Genomic DNA, 17,085 nt, shown 5'->3' on the forward strand with positions numbered 1-17,085 from the left:
GCCCCGCACATGGCCGACGCCGATCCATCGGCGGCGCTGACGCGCGTGCGCGCGCTGCTGGTGCCTCCCGCCACGCTCGTCGACGGATACCTCGACGTGATGGGCGAGGAACGGGTGCCACCGTCGACGGCGCAGCGGGTGATGAACTCGACGCTGCTGCCACTCATCTACGAGCGCCTCTGGCGTCCCGTGCTGTTCTTCGGCTTCACCGCGCGCAACACGGCCGACGAGGACCGGCTCAAGCGCCGCCTGCTCGCGCTGTCGCCCGGTGACGCCGTGCTCGACGTCGCGTGCGGCCCCGGCAACACCACCCGCAGCCTGGTCGGCGACGTCGGCGCCGACGGCCTGGTGGTCGGCATGGACAGCTCCGCCACGATGCTCGCCCAGGCGGTCCGGGACACGCCGCCCGGGACGCCGCTGGGCTACGTCCGGGGCGACGGGGCTCGACTTCCGTTCGCCGACAACAGCTTCGACGCGGTCAGCTGCTACGGCGCGCTCTATCTGATGGACGACCCGTTCGGGTCGCTGCGCGAGATGCTGCGCGTGCTCAAGCCAGGCGGACGGATCGCGGTGCTGACGACGTGTGCGCGCGGACCGGCGCCGGTGCGACGACTGGAGGTCGCGGCGTCGAGGCTGGCGCCGTTGCGACTGTTCGACGTCGACGAGGTCAGTGACGTGATGCGGGCAGCGGGCCTCGTGGACGTCACGTGCCGGGTGACCGCCGCGTCGCAGACGGTCAGCGGCCGCCGCCCCGGTGCAGCGATCTGATGTCCGATTCCTTACGTTCGCGACAATTTCCGGCCGACCGAGGTGTTCGGCCGGTTAGGGTCCGGCGGTGACCTCGACGAGACTCGTCCGCGGGCTGTGGATTGCACTGGCGGGCTCGTGCATCGCACTCGGCGCCGGCAGCGGCGTTGCCGCCGCCGACACCGACGAAGGAGCGCAACCGTCGTCCGCCCAGTCGGCTCAGTCCGGTCTGTCGGGACAGTCGGCCCCGTCGACCCAGGATTCGCAGCCGGCGTCGACCGGTCCGTCGACCGGTCCGTCGACGGGGACGGCAGGCGCCGCGGGCAGCTCGGGTCCGAGTAATCCCGCCACGCGCATCGGCAGCCCGGCGACCACCACGAGTGCCACCCGGGTCACGATTCGACGCGGTGCGACCTCTGCAACCGACGGACCGTCGAGCGGACTGTCGACGGCCGGGTCGACCGCCGGCTTCGCGTCGCCCGGCCAGAGTTCCACGACCGTTCCGGCTCGGCAGCCGTCGCTCGCCGTGGCGGGTTCGGGCCTCGTGTCGGAGCCCATCGGCCGCGCCGAGCCCTCGGCAGCCGAGAACGACGGGCCGTCGGCGCCAACTCCGGTCGTGCAGACCGTTGCCTCGACCACCCGTGACTCGTCGGCCTCCGGCCAGTCCGCGCGCCCAACCCCCGGACCGGTGGCGACGGTGGTGACCAGCTTGCTGTCTGCCTTCGGACTGGCAGCGCCGGAGCCACCCGCACCGACGCCCGTCGTCGGCGTGCCGGCGCAGGCGATGCCGGGCACGTCGTCGGTCGGCATCGTCAGTGGCGTCAAGGTCGGCAGCTCGAGCCTCGACGTCCCGGTCGGTGCGTCCACCTACTCCGCCGCGGCCGACTGGTACTTCCCGACCCAGCCCGACGGCACCGTCCGCGCGCAGGGCGTGATGCTTCTGCAGCACGGCTTCCTGGGGTCGAAGTCCTGGTATTCGGCCCTTGCCCAGGATCTGGCGCAGCAGACGAACAGCATCGTGGTGGTGCCGAACATCCCGTCGTTCCCGTTCTTCACGTGCGAGGGATGCACGCTGAGCGCCGTCCCGATGCAGCGAGGCGTCGCCGCGCTCTTCGCGGATCCGAATCGGGTGGCGCTGACCCAGAGCGCCGCGGCCGCAGGCTACGAGGGCGTGCTGCCCGAGAAGTTCGTCCTGACCGGGCACTCCGCGGGCGGCGGGCTGGCGGCCGCTGCGGGCGGCTTCTACACCGCTGCGGTCTCGTCGGCGGACGACGATCTGCTGGGCGTGATCATGTACGACGGCGTCTCGTCGAACGGCACGTTCGCGACCGCGTTGGCCAACCTGGACGCGCGCGGCACACCCGTCTACCAGATCGCGGCTCCGCCACAGTCGTGGAATGCCAACGGGCGGACCAGCACCGACCTGGTGGCGCTGCGGCCGGATCAGTTCGTCGGCGTCGTGCTCGCGAACGGCTCGCACGTCGACTCCCTGATCGGCGGTGTGCCGATCATCGACTTCTTCAGCCAGCTCTTCATCAAGCCGTCGCCCCCGGGGAACACGCAGGCCGTCTACACGCTGGCGAACGGCTGGATCAACGACCTCTACGCGGGCAACGGCCCCACCGATCCGCAGTACGGCATCTACGGCGCGCCCGATCAGTACCTCGTCCTCGGTCAGACCGCCGCCGTGGTCCTCGCCCCGCCGCCGATCGTCGACGTGGACCGTTATCTCGGCACCTGGTATGAGGTGGGCAGCATCAAGCAGTTCTTCTCCCTGGGTCTGGTCAACACCACGGCCGTCTACGGCCTCAACCCGGACGGGTCGATCAGCGTCGAGAACTCCGGGAACTACTTCGTCGACGGCGGTCCGCAGTCGCGGATCGTCGGCGCCGCGCTCCCCGTCGACGCCACCAACAACGCGCTGAACGTCGCATTCTTCGGGCCGGCCTCGGCCACTCCGCCGGGCAACTACTCGATCGTCGACCTCGCACCCGACTACAGCTGGGCCATCGTGACCGATCCCGGGCGCTCCACCGGCTTTCTGCTCACCCGCACCCCGACGATCAGCGATGCGCTCTACCAGGAACTGCTGAACAGGGCGTCGGTCAAGGGCATCGACACCGCACGGCTCACCCGCACGCCCCAGCCCGCGGCCGCACGGACGCCGATCTCCTTCTGACGCGTCAGATCCGGCCGGTGTCCACCCCGAGTTCGAGCAGGCGCGCCCGGTAGCGGTCGACGCTGCGCAGCTTCACGTCCTCGTAGCCGCGGACCAGGTCGGCGGCCTCGGCGATCGCGACGGCTCGGTCGTAGGTCGCCGCGCTCAGACCGCCCGTCGTCTCCTCGATCAGCGAACGGTAGTGCGCCAGCAGCGTCCGCTCCAGGCGCCGCATCCGCGTGTGACCGAACGGGTCCAGGGCCGTGCCGCGCAGCCGCCTGCCGTGCTTCAGGAGTCGCAGGGCCACGTGCGACTTCGGGCCGAAGCCCACCTTGCGGTCGCGGCCGAGCGCCTTGAGGGTCGGAGGGTGCAGCCGGTAGGTGAGGTCGGTCCCGCCGGGCACCTCGGCACGCACGGTGTCGAGGAAGGCGGGGTCGGTCAGCAGTCGGGCGACCTCGTACTCGTCCTTATAGGCGGTCAATTTGAACAGCCCGCGTGCCACGGCCTCGCCGTAGGCGGTGTCCTCGCCGACGAGCCGTTCGGCGGCCCAGGCGGACTCGACGGTCGCGACGTACTCCGCGGCGATCCGCGGACCCTGGTAGGCGATGAGTTCCGCCGCGCGTCGCCGCACCAGGTCGGCGGTCTCGCCGGTGAGCGTTGAGGCGCGCAGAAGCGGATGGTCGGGGTCGAGCATGGCGGGCCTGGCGACGGGCGGCGTGACCGCCGCGGCGAACGCGGTCGGATGGGCGACCGCGACGCGGCCCCACTCGAACGCGGCCTGATTCGCCGTGACCGCGGCACCGTTGAACGCGATGGCGTCCAGGACGTGCTGCCGCGGGATCGGCAGGGCACCGGCCTGATACGCCGCGCCGACGAGCAGGAAGTTGGCCACCATGGTGTTGCCGAACAGCGTCTGAGCCGCCGCGAGCGCGTCCATGGTGACGACGTTCCTCGACGACGCCGCGAGCCGGTCCAGCAGCCGGCCGGCGTCGGGATGGGTGACCGATGGGTCGTACACCATCTCGCCGGTCGGGGTGCGGCTGGTCGAGGCGATGGTCGTGGTGCGGTCGGCGCCCGCGACCGCAGCGTTCTTCGCGTCGGCGGCGGTCAGCAGGTCGAACGCCAGAACGCAGTCGGCGGCGACGGCGCCGATCCGGTTGGAGGTCGGCGTTTGTGTCCGGCTGATCCGCAGGTGCGACGTGACCGGTCCGGCCTTCTGGCTCAGCCCCGTCTGGTCCAGACCCTGCACGTGCAGACCGGCCCGCAGCGCCGCCGTGCCCAGCACTTGGTTCACCGTCACGATGCCGGTGCCGCCGATTCCGGCGAGGAAGACGTTGAACGACCCCCCGACCGTCGGCAGTTCGGGTTCGGCGACGGCGGGCGGTGACGGCGTCTTCGTCGTCGAGGCGACGGGATCTTCAGGGATCTCGACGGTGACGAACGACGGGCACTCTCCGTCGAGGCAGCTGTAGTCGGTGTTGCAGCCGGTCTGGTCGATGCGGGTCTTGCGGCCGAACTCCGTGTCGACCGGCTGCACCGACAGGCAGTTCGACTTCACGCCGCAGTCACCGCATCCCTCGCAGACGGCTTCGTTGATGACGACGCGCGTGCGGCGCACCGGCAGCTCGCCGCGCTTGCGCTTGCGTCGGGCGTCCGCGGCGCAGTGCTGGTCGTAGATGAGCACGGTGACGCCCGGGACGTCCCGCAGCAGGCGTTGCGCCTCGTCGAGCCGGTCGCGGTGCCAGACAGCCGTTCCCGCGGCGAGCCGGGCACCGGTGTGGCGTTCCGGTTCGTCGGCGCAGACGATGATCCGCGCGACGCCCTCCGCGGCGAGCTTGTGGGTGAGTGCGGGGACCGACAGCCCGCCCTGGGCGTCCTGGGCGCCCGTCATCGCCACGGCGCCGTTGAACAGCAGCTTGTAGGTGATGTTCACCCCCGCCGCGATGCATGCCTGGAGGGCGAGCTGCCCGGAGTGGAAGTAGGTGCCGTCGCCGACGTTCTGGAAGACGTGCGAGACGTCGGTGAAGGGAGCCTGCCCGATCCACTGGGCGCCCTCGCCACCCATCTGGGTCAGTCCGGTGACCTGGGAGTCGGTGCGGCCCGACATCGTCACGAGAGTGTGGCATCCGATGCCTCCTCCGGCCAGCGATCCGGCGGGCACGGCCGTCGACCGGTTGTGCGGGCAGCCGGAGCAGAAGTACGGCGTCCGCGTTGTCGGCAGGACCTCGAGCGGTATCGGCCCGCGGGCGGGGGAGGCCAGCTCGACCCGGCCGCGCAGGGTCCGGCGCAGCGGCGCGAGCAGCCGGGCCGCGGTCAGCTCGCCGTCTGCCGGGATCAGCGGCCGCCCGTCGTGGTCGCGCTTGCCCAGGACGTCCGGGGTCGACGCCGTGCCGTACAGGGCGTCCCTGACCTGTGATTCGACGAACGCGGTCTTGTCCTCCACCACGAGAACGGTCTCGACGCCGCGCGCGAGGTCGCGAACCCTGTTCTCGCCCAGGGGAAAGGGCATGCCGACGCGCAGGATGCGGATACCGGCCCGGTGCAGTGCCGCCTCGTCGAGTCCGAGGTCGGAGAGCGCGCCGCGCACCGCGTCGTAGGCGGGGCCGACGGCGACGATCCCGAGCCAGGCGTCGGGGGTGTCCACCTCGATGCGGTCGAGGTCGTTGGCGTCGGTGAACGCCCGCACCATGTCCCATCGCGGACCGTAGAGGTCGGCTTCGGCCAGCAGGCTGTCGGGCGGCGCGCCCATCAGGCGCTGCCGGTACGTCCAGGGCGTGCCCTGCCAGTCGATCCGGGGCACGGTGATCGACAGGCCCCGGACGTCGGCGTCGAACGTCCAGAGGCCGTCCGCGACGTCGGCCACCAGTTTCATCGCGACGGTGCAGCCGGAGGCCCGCGACAGCGCGACGGCGTGCAGACCGAACGCGACGATCTCCTCGGCGTTGCGCGGGGACACGATGGGCATGTTCAGAGCCGCCAACGAGCGTTCGCTGGCCGCGGGCACCGTGGAGGACTTCGCGGCGGGGTCGTCACCGACGATCGCCAGGACACCGCCCTTCGGGTGGGTGCCGTAGGTCGACATGTGCCGCATGACGTCGCCCGCACGGTCCAGCCCGGGGCCCTTGCCGTACCAGACGCCGACGACGCCGTCGTGCGTCCGGGAGCCCGACGGTAGTTCGAGCTGGCTGCCCCAGACCGACGTCGCGGCGAGTTCCTCGTTGAGGCCGGGGACCAGCCGCACGTCGTGCTCGGAGCGCAGCCACGGGACGCCGGCGAGCAGGGTGTCGAGGCCGGCGAGCGGGCTGCCCTGGTAGCCGGACACGAACGTCGCCGACCGGATGCCCTGCCTGCGGTCGCGGTCGTGCTGCTCGACGAGCAGTCGCGCGATCGCCTGGACGCCGGTCAGCAGGACGGGGCCGGAATCGACCCGGTACCGGTCGTCGGGATGGGCGGGCGCGGCCGGCGCCATCCGGGTGTCGTCGACGGTGCTCACGTGTCCGGACCTCGCATCCTGCAGCGTGGAGCTGCATATCTCGATGCCTCAAGGGTCGGCCTGATGGCGAATGTGTTCAACTGCGGGACCGACAACTATGCAATGTGGTCAGATGGTGATGTCCATCACGTTACGAGGTGACCGCATTGCTCAACATCGACCGGCTCGACGCCCGACTCCTGTCCGCACTGTCGCGCGACGCGCGAATCGGCATCGGTGAACTGGCGTCCTCGCTCGGCATCGCGCGCAACACCGTGCAGGCCCGGCTGCGCAGGCTCACCGACACCAAGGTGCTGCGCGGCTACCGGCCGGAGATCGACCTGGCCGCCGTCGGCATCGCCGTGCAGGCGTTCGTCGCCCTCGAGATCCACCAGAGCGAACTCCAGGCGATCGCGCACACGCTCGGTGACATCCCGGAGGTCCTCGAGGTGCACGCGACCACCGGGCGGGAGGACCTGCTGGTGCGGGTGGCCACCTCCACCCACGCGGAACTGCAGCGACTGGTCGAGCACATCGTCTCCCTGCGGGGCGTCACCCACTCGAGCACCACGCTGGCGCTGACCACGCCGCTGCCCTACCGCATCGACCCGCTCCTGCAGGCGCTGACCGAGCGATCGGGATGGGGCCGGGCGACGCCGGCCCCCGAGGCCTGAGCGCTTCGTCGAAGTCGACGCGACAGGCCCTGCCGGAAGTTAGCCTCGGGTCGTCGAGGGGGTATCGCGGATGACTGATCGGGTGGCGCGGTGGTTGGGCGCGGGCGTTCTCGTTGCGGGGCTGATGACGGGCGCGGTCGTCGGGGCGGGCAGTGCGATCGCCACTCCGGACCCGACCGCGGACGGAGTGACGTCGTCGCCCGGAGTCGATGCTCCGACCAGTGTCGGGGTGTCGGGGAAGTCCGAAGACCAAGCGTCACAATCCGATTCCCAGCCAGCGAGCGTCGTCGGCAACGGCCGCGAGGGCGCCGAGTCGACCCGGGGTCTCTCCGGGATCACGCGCGAGCGCGAAACCTCGACGCCCCTCACCAAGCCGGACGATCGTCGGCCCTTAGGCAACACGGCATTGGACGACACCGTGACCGACGACACGATGACCGATGCCGACACGACGGCGAAGGCGTGGCTCTCGGAGGACGTGTCCCCGGGCGTCGTCGCCGATCCCGTGGACGCACCGACCGACGGCCTGGAGCGGACCGCCGTGCAGCGCGGCGTCCGCCCGGCGCCCGTGGTGACGCAGGCGAGGCAGCCGGTCGACGCGACGGTCGCCGTGGTGCACGGGTCCTCTCTCGACACCCCGTCCGCCGCCGCCGACGTCGCTGCGCCCGTCCCGACCATCAGCACCGTCGCTCACAGCACCGTCGCTCACAGCACCGCCGGCGAGTCAGCCGCCGTCGACCGGCCCGCCCCCGTGACGGACGCGGGCACGATGCAGGTCGGTCGGGTGCAATCCACCCCGGCGCCGCAACCGGGGCTGCCGACGCCGGCGAACGTCGTCGGGACGCTGTTCTTCGCGGTGTTCGACTTCTTCAACCGACTGATCGAGGGCCCACCCACGGTCCCCGCGGGCAGCAACCTGCGCGCAGGCCGCTCGACGCTCCCACTCGACTGCGGCGACGGCTACACCGCCGACGCGGACTGGTACTTCCCGACCAGCGGGCAACCCGACAAGCTCATCTACTTCCAGCACGGCTTCGGGGCGCGCGCGAGCTTCTACAACCTGACCGCGGCGGAACTGGCCGAGCGGAACAACGCGATCGTCGTCGCGCCGTCGATCACGGGGAACTTCTTCGCCTGCGACGGCTGCAGTCTCGACGGTGACCAGATGCACGCCGCGGTCGCGAAGCTGTTCCTCGGCGATCCCGGCACGGGCCGGCGCACCGCGCTGGCGGCCAGTGCCGCCGCGGCCGGTTACGAGGGCACGCTGCCCGACGACTTCGTCATCGCCGGGCACTCCGAGGGCGGGCAGCTGGCGGCGGGGTCGGCCGGGTACTTCGCCGACTACGCCTCCGCGGACCGGCGAGACGATCTGCTCGGCGTGCTGCTGTTCGACACGTCGGCGACCGGTGGCGCGCTCGAGCGGGCGTTGCCGAAGCTGGTCGGGATCCCGGTCCTCCACATCGCCGGGGAGCCGGCCGCCCTCAATACGTTCGGCGACGCCAACGTGGTGCTCGAGGCGCTGCGACCGGGTCAGTTCAACGGTGTGCGGCTGGTCGGAGGCATGCACTCGGATGCGTTCCGGAGCACGGCGGTGTTCGGGCTCGCCCAGGTCATCGTGTCGCTGGCCACCGGTTTTTCGACCCCCGAGAACGTCGAGGCCGTGCAGGTGCTGGCCCAGGGGTGGATCACCGACTGGTTCGAGGGCACCCGCACCGACCGGTTCTACGGCGAACCGGGGTCGACGATCCCCGTGGCCACCGCTGCCGGCGTCGCGTATGCCGAGGTGCTGCCGGTCGCGCCGGTGCAGCTGTCGTTCTTCGACCAGATCGCCAACGGCTTCTTCGGCGTGCTCGAGAGCCTGTCGTCGAACAAGCCCAGCGCAGTGAGCCCCGAGGCCATGCTGAGCGATTACGCCGGAGGAAACTCTTCGCGACACTCCACAGCCATAACGGCTCTATCCCTTGACGGACGGCAGAGAACGGGCCAATCTGTTGGGCAGCAATGATTGACCAGGATGAAGAGCAGTGCCTAGCCGCCAGCCAGCGCCTAGTCCGCCGCCGCATGCGCTAGTTGAGGAATACTCCGTCCTGCGCTACTGTTGGACGTTGCGCTGGCTGCATCCTGCCCACCTCACTCGCACTCACCGTGCCCCTGGTCTGAGTTCTACTCAGTGATCTAGGCGCGTGCCGTGCCTCGGGGAGGTCTGGTGAAGCCGGCCGAACCGATGCAGATATAGCGGCCGCGGTCCCGGGTCCCGGGCACCAACAGTCGCATGAGGTGCTGGAAGGACGCATCTTGGCTTCTCGCCAGATCAATTCAGTAGGTACCAACTCCGTTCCCGGAGCACCCAACCGAGTCTCCTTCGCGAAGCTCCGCGAGCCTCTCGAGGTTCCGGGGCTTCTCGACGTTCAGACTGACTCGTTCGAGTGGCTCATCGGATCCGAGGGTTGGCGGGCGAAGGCCATCGAGCGTGGCGAGCCCAACCCCAAGGGCGGACTCGAAGAGGTTCTCGAAGAGCTGTCCCCGATCGAGGACTTCGCCGGGAACCTGTCGCTCACCTTCTCCGACCCGCGCTTCGACGAGGTCAAGGCCTCCGTCGACGACTGCAAGGAGAAGGACCAGACCTACGCGGCACCCCTGTTCGTCACCGCTGAGTTCATGAACAGCGAGAGCGGCGAGATCAAGAGCCAGACGGTCTTCATGGGTGACTTCCCGATGATGACCGAGAAGGGCACCTTCATCATCAACGGCACCGAGCGTGTCGTGGTGAGCCAGCTGGTCCGTTCGCCGGGCGTGTACTTCGACAAGTCGAAGGACAAGGCCACCGAGAACGACCTCACCAGCGTGAAGGTCATCCCCGGCCGTGGCGCATGGCTCGAGTTCGACGTCGACAAGCGCGCCACCGTCGGCGTCCGCATCGACCGCAAGCGTCGCCAGCCGGTCACCGTGCTGCTGAAGGCGCTCGGCTGGACCAGCGAGCAGATCACCGAGCGCTTCGGCTTCTCCGAGATCATGATGTCCACCCTCGAGAAGGACAGCACCGCCGGTCCCGACGAGGCACTGCTGGACATCTACCGGAAGCTGCGCCCGGGCGAGCCGCCGACCAAGGAGTCCGCGCAGACCCTGCTGGAGAACCTGTTCTTCAAGGAGAAGCGCTACGACCTCGCCCGCGTCGGCCGCTACAAGGTCAACAAGAAGCTCGGTCTGAACCCCGGCGTCCCGATCACCAGCTCCACGCTGACGCCCGAGGACATCGCCGCCACGATCGAGTACCTGGTCCGTCTGCACGAGGTCAACTCCGAGCAGGCCGCCTACATGACCGCCCCCGGCGGCGTGGAGGTCCCGGTCGAGGTGGACGACATCGACCACTTCGGCAACCGTCGTCTGCGCACCGTGGGCGAGCTCATCCAGAACCAGATCCGCGTGGGCCTGTCCCGCATGGAGCGCGTGGTTCGCGAGCGCATGACCACCCAGGACGTCGAGGCGATCACCCCGCAGACCCTGATCAACATCCGTCCCGTCGTGGCGGCGATCAAGGAGTTCTTCGGGACGTCGCAGCTGAGCCAGTTCATGGACCAGAACAACCCGCTGTCGGGTCTGACCCACAAGCGCCGCCTGTCGGCGCTGGGCCCCGGTGGTCTGTCCCGTGAGCGCGCCGGCCTCGAGGTTCGTGACGTGCACTCGAGCCACTACGGCCGCATGTGCCCGATCGAGACGCCGGAAGGCCCGAACATCGGCCTGATCGGCTCGCTGTCGGTCTACGCGCGGGTCAACCCGTTCGGCTTCATCGAGACGCCGTACCGCAAGGTCGTCGACGGTGTCGTCACCGACGAGATCCTGCACCTCACCGCCGACGAGGAGGACCGCTACGTCGTAGCGCAGGCCAACTCGCCGATCGACGACACGGGTCGCTTCACCGAGGAGCGCATCCTGGTCCGTCGTAAGGGCGGCGAGGTCGAGAACGTCACGCCGGCCGAGGTCGACTTCATGGACGTCTCACCGCGCCAGATGGTGTCGGTCGCGACCGCGATGATCCCGTTCCTCGAGCACGACGACGCCAACCGTGCCCTGATGGGTGCCAACATGCAGCGCCAGGCGGTTCCGCTGGTGCGCAGCGAGGCACCGCTCGTCGGCACCGGCATGGAACTGCGTGCCGCGATCGACGCCGGTGACGTTGTCGTCTCCAGCAAGTCCGGTGTGGTGGAAGAGGTTTCGGCCGACTACATCACCGTGATGGCCGACGATGGCAGCCGGCACACCTACCGGATGCGCAAGTTCGCCCGCTCCAACCACGGCACGTGCGCCAACCAGCGCCCGATCGTGGACGCCGGGCAGCGCGTCGAGTCCGGCCAGGTGCTGGCCGACGGTCCCTGCACCGAGAACGGCGAGATGGCGCTGGGCAAGAACCTGCTCGTCGCGATCATGCCGTGGGAGGGCCACAACTACGAGGACGCGATCATCCTCTCGCAGCGCCTGGTGGAGGAGGACGTGCTCACGTCCATCCACATCGAGGAGCACGAGATCGATGCCCGCGACACCAAGTTGGGCGCCGAGGAGATCACCCGGGACATCCCGAACGTCTCCGACGAGGTGCTGGCCGATCTCGACGAGCGCGGCATCATCCGCATCGGCGCCGAGGTCCGTGACGGCGACATCCTGGTCGGCAAGGTCACGCCCAAGGGCGAGACGGAGCTGACCCCCGAGGAGCGCCTGCTGCGCGCCATCTTCGGCGAGAAGGCGCGCGAAGTGCGCGACACCTCGCTGAAGGTTCCGCACGGCGAGTCCGGCAAGGTCATCGGCGTCCGCGTGTTCTCACGCGAGGACGACGACGAGCTGCCCGCCGGCGTCAACGAGCTGGTCCGCGTTTACGTGGCCCAGAAGCGCAAGATCTCCGACGGCGACAAGCTCGCCGGACGCCACGGCAACAAGGGCGTCATCGGCAAGATCCTGCCGATCGAGGACATGCCGTTCATGCCGGACGGCACGCCGGTCGACATCATCCTGAACACGCACGGTGTGCCGCGACGGATGAACATCGGCCAGATCCTCGAGACGCACCTCGGTTGGGTGGCCAAGGCCGGCTGGAACATCGACGTCGCACAGGGAACTCCGGAGTGGGCCAAGAACCTGCCCGAGAACCTCCTGACGTCGGAGCCGGACAGCATCGTCTCCACGCCCGTGTTCGACGGTGCGCGCGAGGGTGAGCTGGAGGGCCTGCTGGGCTCGACGCTGCCCAACCGCGACGGCGACGTCATGGTCAACGCCGAGGGCAAGTCGGAGCTGTTCGACGGACGCAGTGGTGAACCGTTCCCGTACCCGGTGACGGTCGGCTACATGTACATCCTGAAGCTGCACCACTTGGTCGACGACAAGATCCACGCCCGCTCCACCGGTCCGTACTCGATGATCACGCAGCAGCCGCTGGGTGGTAAGGCGCAGTTCGGTGGTCAGCGATTCGGTGAGATGGAGTGCTGGGCCATGCAGGCCTACGGCGCGGCGTACACGCTGCAGGAGCTCTTGACGATCAAGTCCGACGACACCGTCGGTCGCGTCAAGGTCTACGAGGCGATCGTCAAGGGCGAGAACATCCCCGAGCCGGGCATCCCCGAGTCGTTCAAGGTGCTGCTCAAGGAGCTGCAGTCGCTCTGCCTCAACGTCGAGGTGCTCTCCAGCGAGGGCACTGCGATCGAGATGCGCGACACCGACGACGAGGACCTGGAACGCGCTGCCGCGAACCTGGGAATCAACCTGTCTCGCAACGAGTCACCGTCGGTCGAGGACCTTGCTTAAGCGCCTCCGGCCAGCCGTCATTAGTAATTTGATCCAAAATCCCGCAAGGGGAAAGGGAGTTACGTGCTAGACGTCAACTTCTTCGATGAACTCCGCATCGGTCTCGCGACCGCGGACGACATCCGCAACTGGTCCTTCGGCGAGGTCAAGAAGCCGGAGACCATCAACTACCGCACGCTCAAGCCCGAGAAGGACGGACTCTTCTGCGAGAAGATCTTCGGCCCCACCCGGGACTGGGAGTGCTACTGCGGCAAGTACAAGCGCGTCCGCTTCAAGGGCATCGTCTGTGAGCGCTGCGGCGTCGAGGTGACTCGCGCCAAGGTGCGTCGTGAGCGGATGGGCCACATCGAGCTGGCCGCACCCGTCACGCACATCTGGTACTTCAAGGGCGTTCCGTCGCGTCTGGGCTACCTGCTCGACCTGGCCCCGAAGGATCTCGAGAAGATCATCTACTTCGCGGCCTACGTCATCGTCGGCGTCGACACCGAGATGCGGCACAACGAGCTGTCGACCCTCGAGGCCGAGATGGTCGTCGAGAAGAAGGCCGTCGAGGACCAGCGTGATCTGGACCTCGCCGAGCGTTCGCAGAAGCTCGAGAACGACCTCGCGGAGCTGGAGAAGGAGGGCGCCAAGTCCGACGTCCGCCGCAAGGTCCGTGACAGTGGCGAGCGCGAGATGCGTCAACTGCGCGACCGCACTCAGCGCGAGCTGGACCGGCTCGACGAGATCTGGACGACGTTCACCAAGCTGGCCGTCAAGCAGCTCATCGTCGACGAGGTGCTCTACCGCGAGCTGCAGGATCGCTACGGCGAGTACTTCACCGGCGCCATGGGTGCGGAGTCGATCAAGAAGCTCATCGAGAACTTCGACATCGACGCCGAGGCGGAGTCGCTGCGCGACACCATCAAGAACGGCAAGGGCCAGAAGAAGCTTCGCGCCCTCAAGCGTCTGAAGGTCGTCGCCGCGTTCCAGATGAACGCCAACTCCCCGATGGGCATGGTGCTCGACGCCGTCCCGGTGATCCCGCCGGAGCTGCGCCCGATGGTCCAGCTGGACGGTGGCCGCTTCGCGACCTCCGATCTCAACGACCTGTACCGCCGCGTCATCAACCGGAACAACCGTCTCAAGAGGCTGATCGACCTCGGTGCCCCCGAGATCATCGTCAACAACGAGAAGCGGATGCTGCAGGAGTCGGTCGACGCACTGTTCGACAACGGCCGCCGCGGCCGTCCGGTCACCGGACCGGGCAACCGCCCGCTCAAGTCGCTGTCCGATCTGCTGAAGGGCAAGCAGGGCCGGTTCCGTCAGAACCTGCTCGGCAAGCGCGTCGACTACTCGGGCCGCTCGGTCATCGTCGTCGGCCCGCAGCTCAAGCTGCACCAGTGCGGTCTGCCGAAGCTGATGGCACTCGAGCTGTTCAAGCCGTTCGTGATGAAGCGTCTCGTCGACCTGAACCACGCGCAGAACATCAAGAGCGCCAAGCGCATGGTCGAGCGTCAGCGTCCCCAGGTGTGGGATGTCCTCGAAGAGGTCATTTCCGAGCACCCGGTGCTGCTGAACCGCGCACCAACGCTGCACCGTCTGGGCATCCAGGCCTTCGAGCCGCAGCTGGTGGAGGGCAAGGCCATCCAGCTGCACCCGCTGGTCTGTGAGGCGTTCAACGCCGACTTCGACGGCGACCAGATGGCCGTGCACCTTCCGCTGTCGGCGGAGGCGCAGGCCGAGGCACGCATCCTGATGCTGTCCTCGAACAACATCCTGTCGCCGGCGTCGGGCAAGCCCCTCGCCATGCCGCGTCTGGACATGGTGACCGGTCTGTACTTCCTCACCACCGAGATCCCCGGCGACAAGGGCGAATACAAGCCCGCCGCCAAGGATCAGCCGGAGGAGGGCGTCTTCAGCTCGGCCGCCGAGGCACAGATGGCCGTCGATCTCGGCACGCTGTCCGTGCGCGCGAAGATCAAGGTGCGTCTGACCCACCTGCGTCCGCCGGCCGCACGCGAAGCCGAGCTGTTCGGCGACGCGGGCTGGAAGTTCGGCGATGCGTGGATGGCTCACACCACCCTCGGTCGCGTGCTGTTCAACGAGCTGCTGCCCCGCGGGTACGCGTTCGTCGACGAGCAGATGCACAAGAAGGTCCAGGCCCGGATCATCAACGACCTGGCCGAGCGCTACCCGATGATCGTCGTGGCGCAGACCGTCGACAAGCTCAAGGACGCCGGCTTCCACTGGGCCACGCGTTCGGGTGTCACCGTGTCGATGGCGGACGTTCTGGTGCCGCCGGAGAAGGAGAACATCCTCGAGCGGCACGAGCAGGAAGCCGAACGGATCGAGAAGCAGTACCAGCGCGGTGGTCTGAACAAGGACGAGCGCAACGGCGAACTGGTGAAGATTTGGCAGCGGGCCACCGAAGAGGTCGGCAAGGCCCTGGAGGAGTACTACCCCGAGGACAACCCGATCATCACGATCGTGAAGTCCGGCGCCACGGGCAACCTGACCCAGACCCGCACGCTCGCGGGCATGAAGGGTCTGGTCACCAACCCCAAGGGTGAGTTCATCCCGCGTCCGATCAAGTCCTCGTTCCGCGAGGGCCTGACGGTTCTGGAGTACTTCATCAACACGCACGGTGCCCGTAAGGGTCTGGCCGACACCGCACTTCGTACGGCGGACTCGGGTTACCTGACCCGTCGTCTGGTGGACGTCAGCCAGGACGTCATCGTCCGCGAGGACGACTGCGACACCGAGCGCGGCATCGCCGTCACGCTCGCCGAGGTGGACACCACGACCGGCGCCCTCATTCGGGATCCGCACGTGGAGACCGCGGCGTTCGCCCGCACGTTGGCCAGCGATGCGGTCGACGCGAACGGCAACGTCGTCGTCCAGCGTGGACACGACCTCGGCGATCCGGCGATCGACGAACTGCTGGCGGCGGGCATCTCGCAGGTGCGGGTGCGCTCGGTGCTGACGTGTGCAAGCCCCAGTGGCGTGTGCGCGATGTGCTACGGACGTTCGATGGCGACCGGCAAGCTGGTCGACATCGGCGAGGCCGTCGGCATCGTCGCCGCACAGTCCATCGGTGAGCCCGGCACGCAGCTGACGATGCGTACCTTCCACCAGGGTGGCGTCACGGGTGGTGCCGACATCGTCGGTGGTCTGCCCCGCGTCCAGGAACTGTTCGAGGCCCGCGTGCCGCGCAACACTGCGCCGATCGCGGACCTGTCCGGACGGGTCCGCCTGGAGGAGAGCGAGAAGTTCTACAAGATCACGATCGTGCCGGACGACGGTAGCGAAGAAGTGGTCTACGACAAGATCTCTCGTCGCCAGCGCCTGAAGTCGTTCAAGCACGACGACGGCGAGGAGCGTCTGCTCTCCGACAACGATCACGTCGTGGTCGGCCAGCAGCTCATGGAGGGCTCGGCCAACCCGCACGAGGTTCTGCGCGTGCAGGGTCAGCGGAGCGTCCAGCAGCACCTCGTCAACGAGGTGCAGGACGTCTACCGTGCCCAGGGCGTGTCGATCCACGACAAGCACATCGAGGTCATCGTTCGGCAGATGCTGCGTCGCGTCACGATCATCGATTCGGGTTCGACGGAGTTCCTACCCGGCTCGCTGACCGAGCGTGCGGAGTTCGAGTCCGCCAACCGTCGCGTCGTCGCGGAGGGTGGCGAACCCGCCGCCGGCCGTCCGGTGCTGATGGGCATCACGAAGGCGTCGCTCGCGACCGATTCGTGGCTGTCGGCGGCGTCGTTCCAGGAGACCACGCGTGTCTTGACCGATGCGGCGATCAACTGCCGCAGCGACAAGCTGCTGGGTCTGAAGGAGAACGTGATCATCGGCAAGCTGATCCCGGCCGGTACCGGCATCAACCGGTACCGCGACATCCAGGTGCAGCCCACCGAGGAAGCCCGCGCTGCGGCGTACACGATCCCGTCCTACGAGGATCAGTACTACAGCCCGGACTTCGGCCAGAGTTCTGGTCAGGCCGTGCCGCTGGACGACTACGGATTCAGCGACTACCGCTAGTCAGCACGACGAGTTGGGCCCCCACCCTCGGGTGGGGGCCCCTCTCGTTGTGTGGGGGGTTGCGGGTTGCCTTCTCTCGGCGAGCCACCTCCCCCGGCGAGCAGACGTGAACTCCCCTCGATACCCCTCATCCAGGGAAGTTGACGTCTGCTCGCCGGTCATTGTGGTGAGTTATCCACAGGTGGTCCGGCAAGGGCTGTCGGTGAGCAGCCTGGCGCGGC

The 17,085-nt window shown here is 68.4% G+C and carries 7 protein-coding genes; 6 read left to right on the plus strand and 1 reads right to left on the minus strand.

Going from position 1 to position 17,085, the window contains the following annotated elements; all coding sequences use genetic code 11:
• Positions 1 to 9 precede the first annotated feature (9 nt).
• A complete protein-coding gene (locus G6N64_RS11520) occupies positions 10 to 768 on the plus strand; it encodes a methyltransferase domain-containing protein (RefSeq protein WP_163797039.1) in 759 nt (252 codons plus the stop codon).
• 67 nt (positions 769 to 835) lie between these two features.
• Complete coding sequence (locus G6N64_RS11525; protein ID WP_246231116.1) at positions 836 to 2,926, plus strand: lipocalin family protein; 2,091 nt, start codon at positions 836 to 838, stop codon at positions 2,924 to 2,926.
• A gap of 4 nt (positions 2,927 to 2,930) precedes the next feature.
• Here the strand turns inward: G6N64_RS11525 and G6N64_RS11530 are convergent, their stop codons facing one another.
• Positions 2,931 to 6,374, minus strand: a complete 3,444-nt coding sequence (locus G6N64_RS11530) for an indolepyruvate ferredoxin oxidoreductase family protein (protein WP_163801630.1) — start codon at positions 6,372 to 6,374, stop codon at positions 2,931 to 2,933.
• A 170-nt stretch (positions 6,375 to 6,544) separates the two neighbouring features.
• Between G6N64_RS11530 and G6N64_RS11535 the strand changes: the two genes are divergently transcribed.
• The 4 genes from G6N64_RS11535 (at position 6,545) to G6N64_RS11550 (ending at position 16,864) form a co-directional block, all read left to right on the plus strand.
• Positions 6,545 to 7,051 carry an Lrp/AsnC family transcriptional regulator gene (locus tag G6N64_RS11535; protein WP_163801632.1) on the plus strand — a complete coding sequence of 169 codons (507 nt, stop codon included), beginning with the start codon at positions 6,545 to 6,547 and terminating at the stop codon, positions 7,049 to 7,051.
• Between the two features lie 418 nt (positions 7,052 to 7,469).
• Positions 7,470 to 9,056, plus strand: coding sequence for a hypothetical protein (locus G6N64_RS11540; RefSeq protein WP_163797041.1), 1,587 nt, complete (start codon positions 7,470 to 7,472; stop codon positions 9,054 to 9,056).
• Between the two features lie 272 nt (positions 9,057 to 9,328).
• Positions 9,329 to 12,841 carry a DNA-directed RNA polymerase subunit beta gene (rpoB, locus tag G6N64_RS11545; RefSeq protein ID WP_163797043.1) on the plus strand — a complete coding sequence of 1,171 codons (3,513 nt, stop codon included), beginning with the start codon at positions 9,329 to 9,331 and terminating at the stop codon, positions 12,839 to 12,841.
• A 63-nt stretch (positions 12,842 to 12,904) separates the two neighbouring features.
• A complete protein-coding gene (locus tag G6N64_RS11550) occupies positions 12,905 to 16,864 on the plus strand; it encodes a DNA-directed RNA polymerase subunit beta' (RefSeq protein WP_163797045.1) in 3,960 nt (1,319 codons plus the stop codon).
• The last annotated feature ends 221 nt before the right edge of the window (positions 16,865 to 17,085 follow it).

The sequence above is a fragment of the Mycolicibacterium sediminis genome, assembly GCF_010731735.1.
Classification (GTDB): domain Bacteria; phylum Actinomycetota; class Actinomycetes; order Mycobacteriales; family Mycobacteriaceae; genus Mycobacterium; species Mycobacterium sediminis.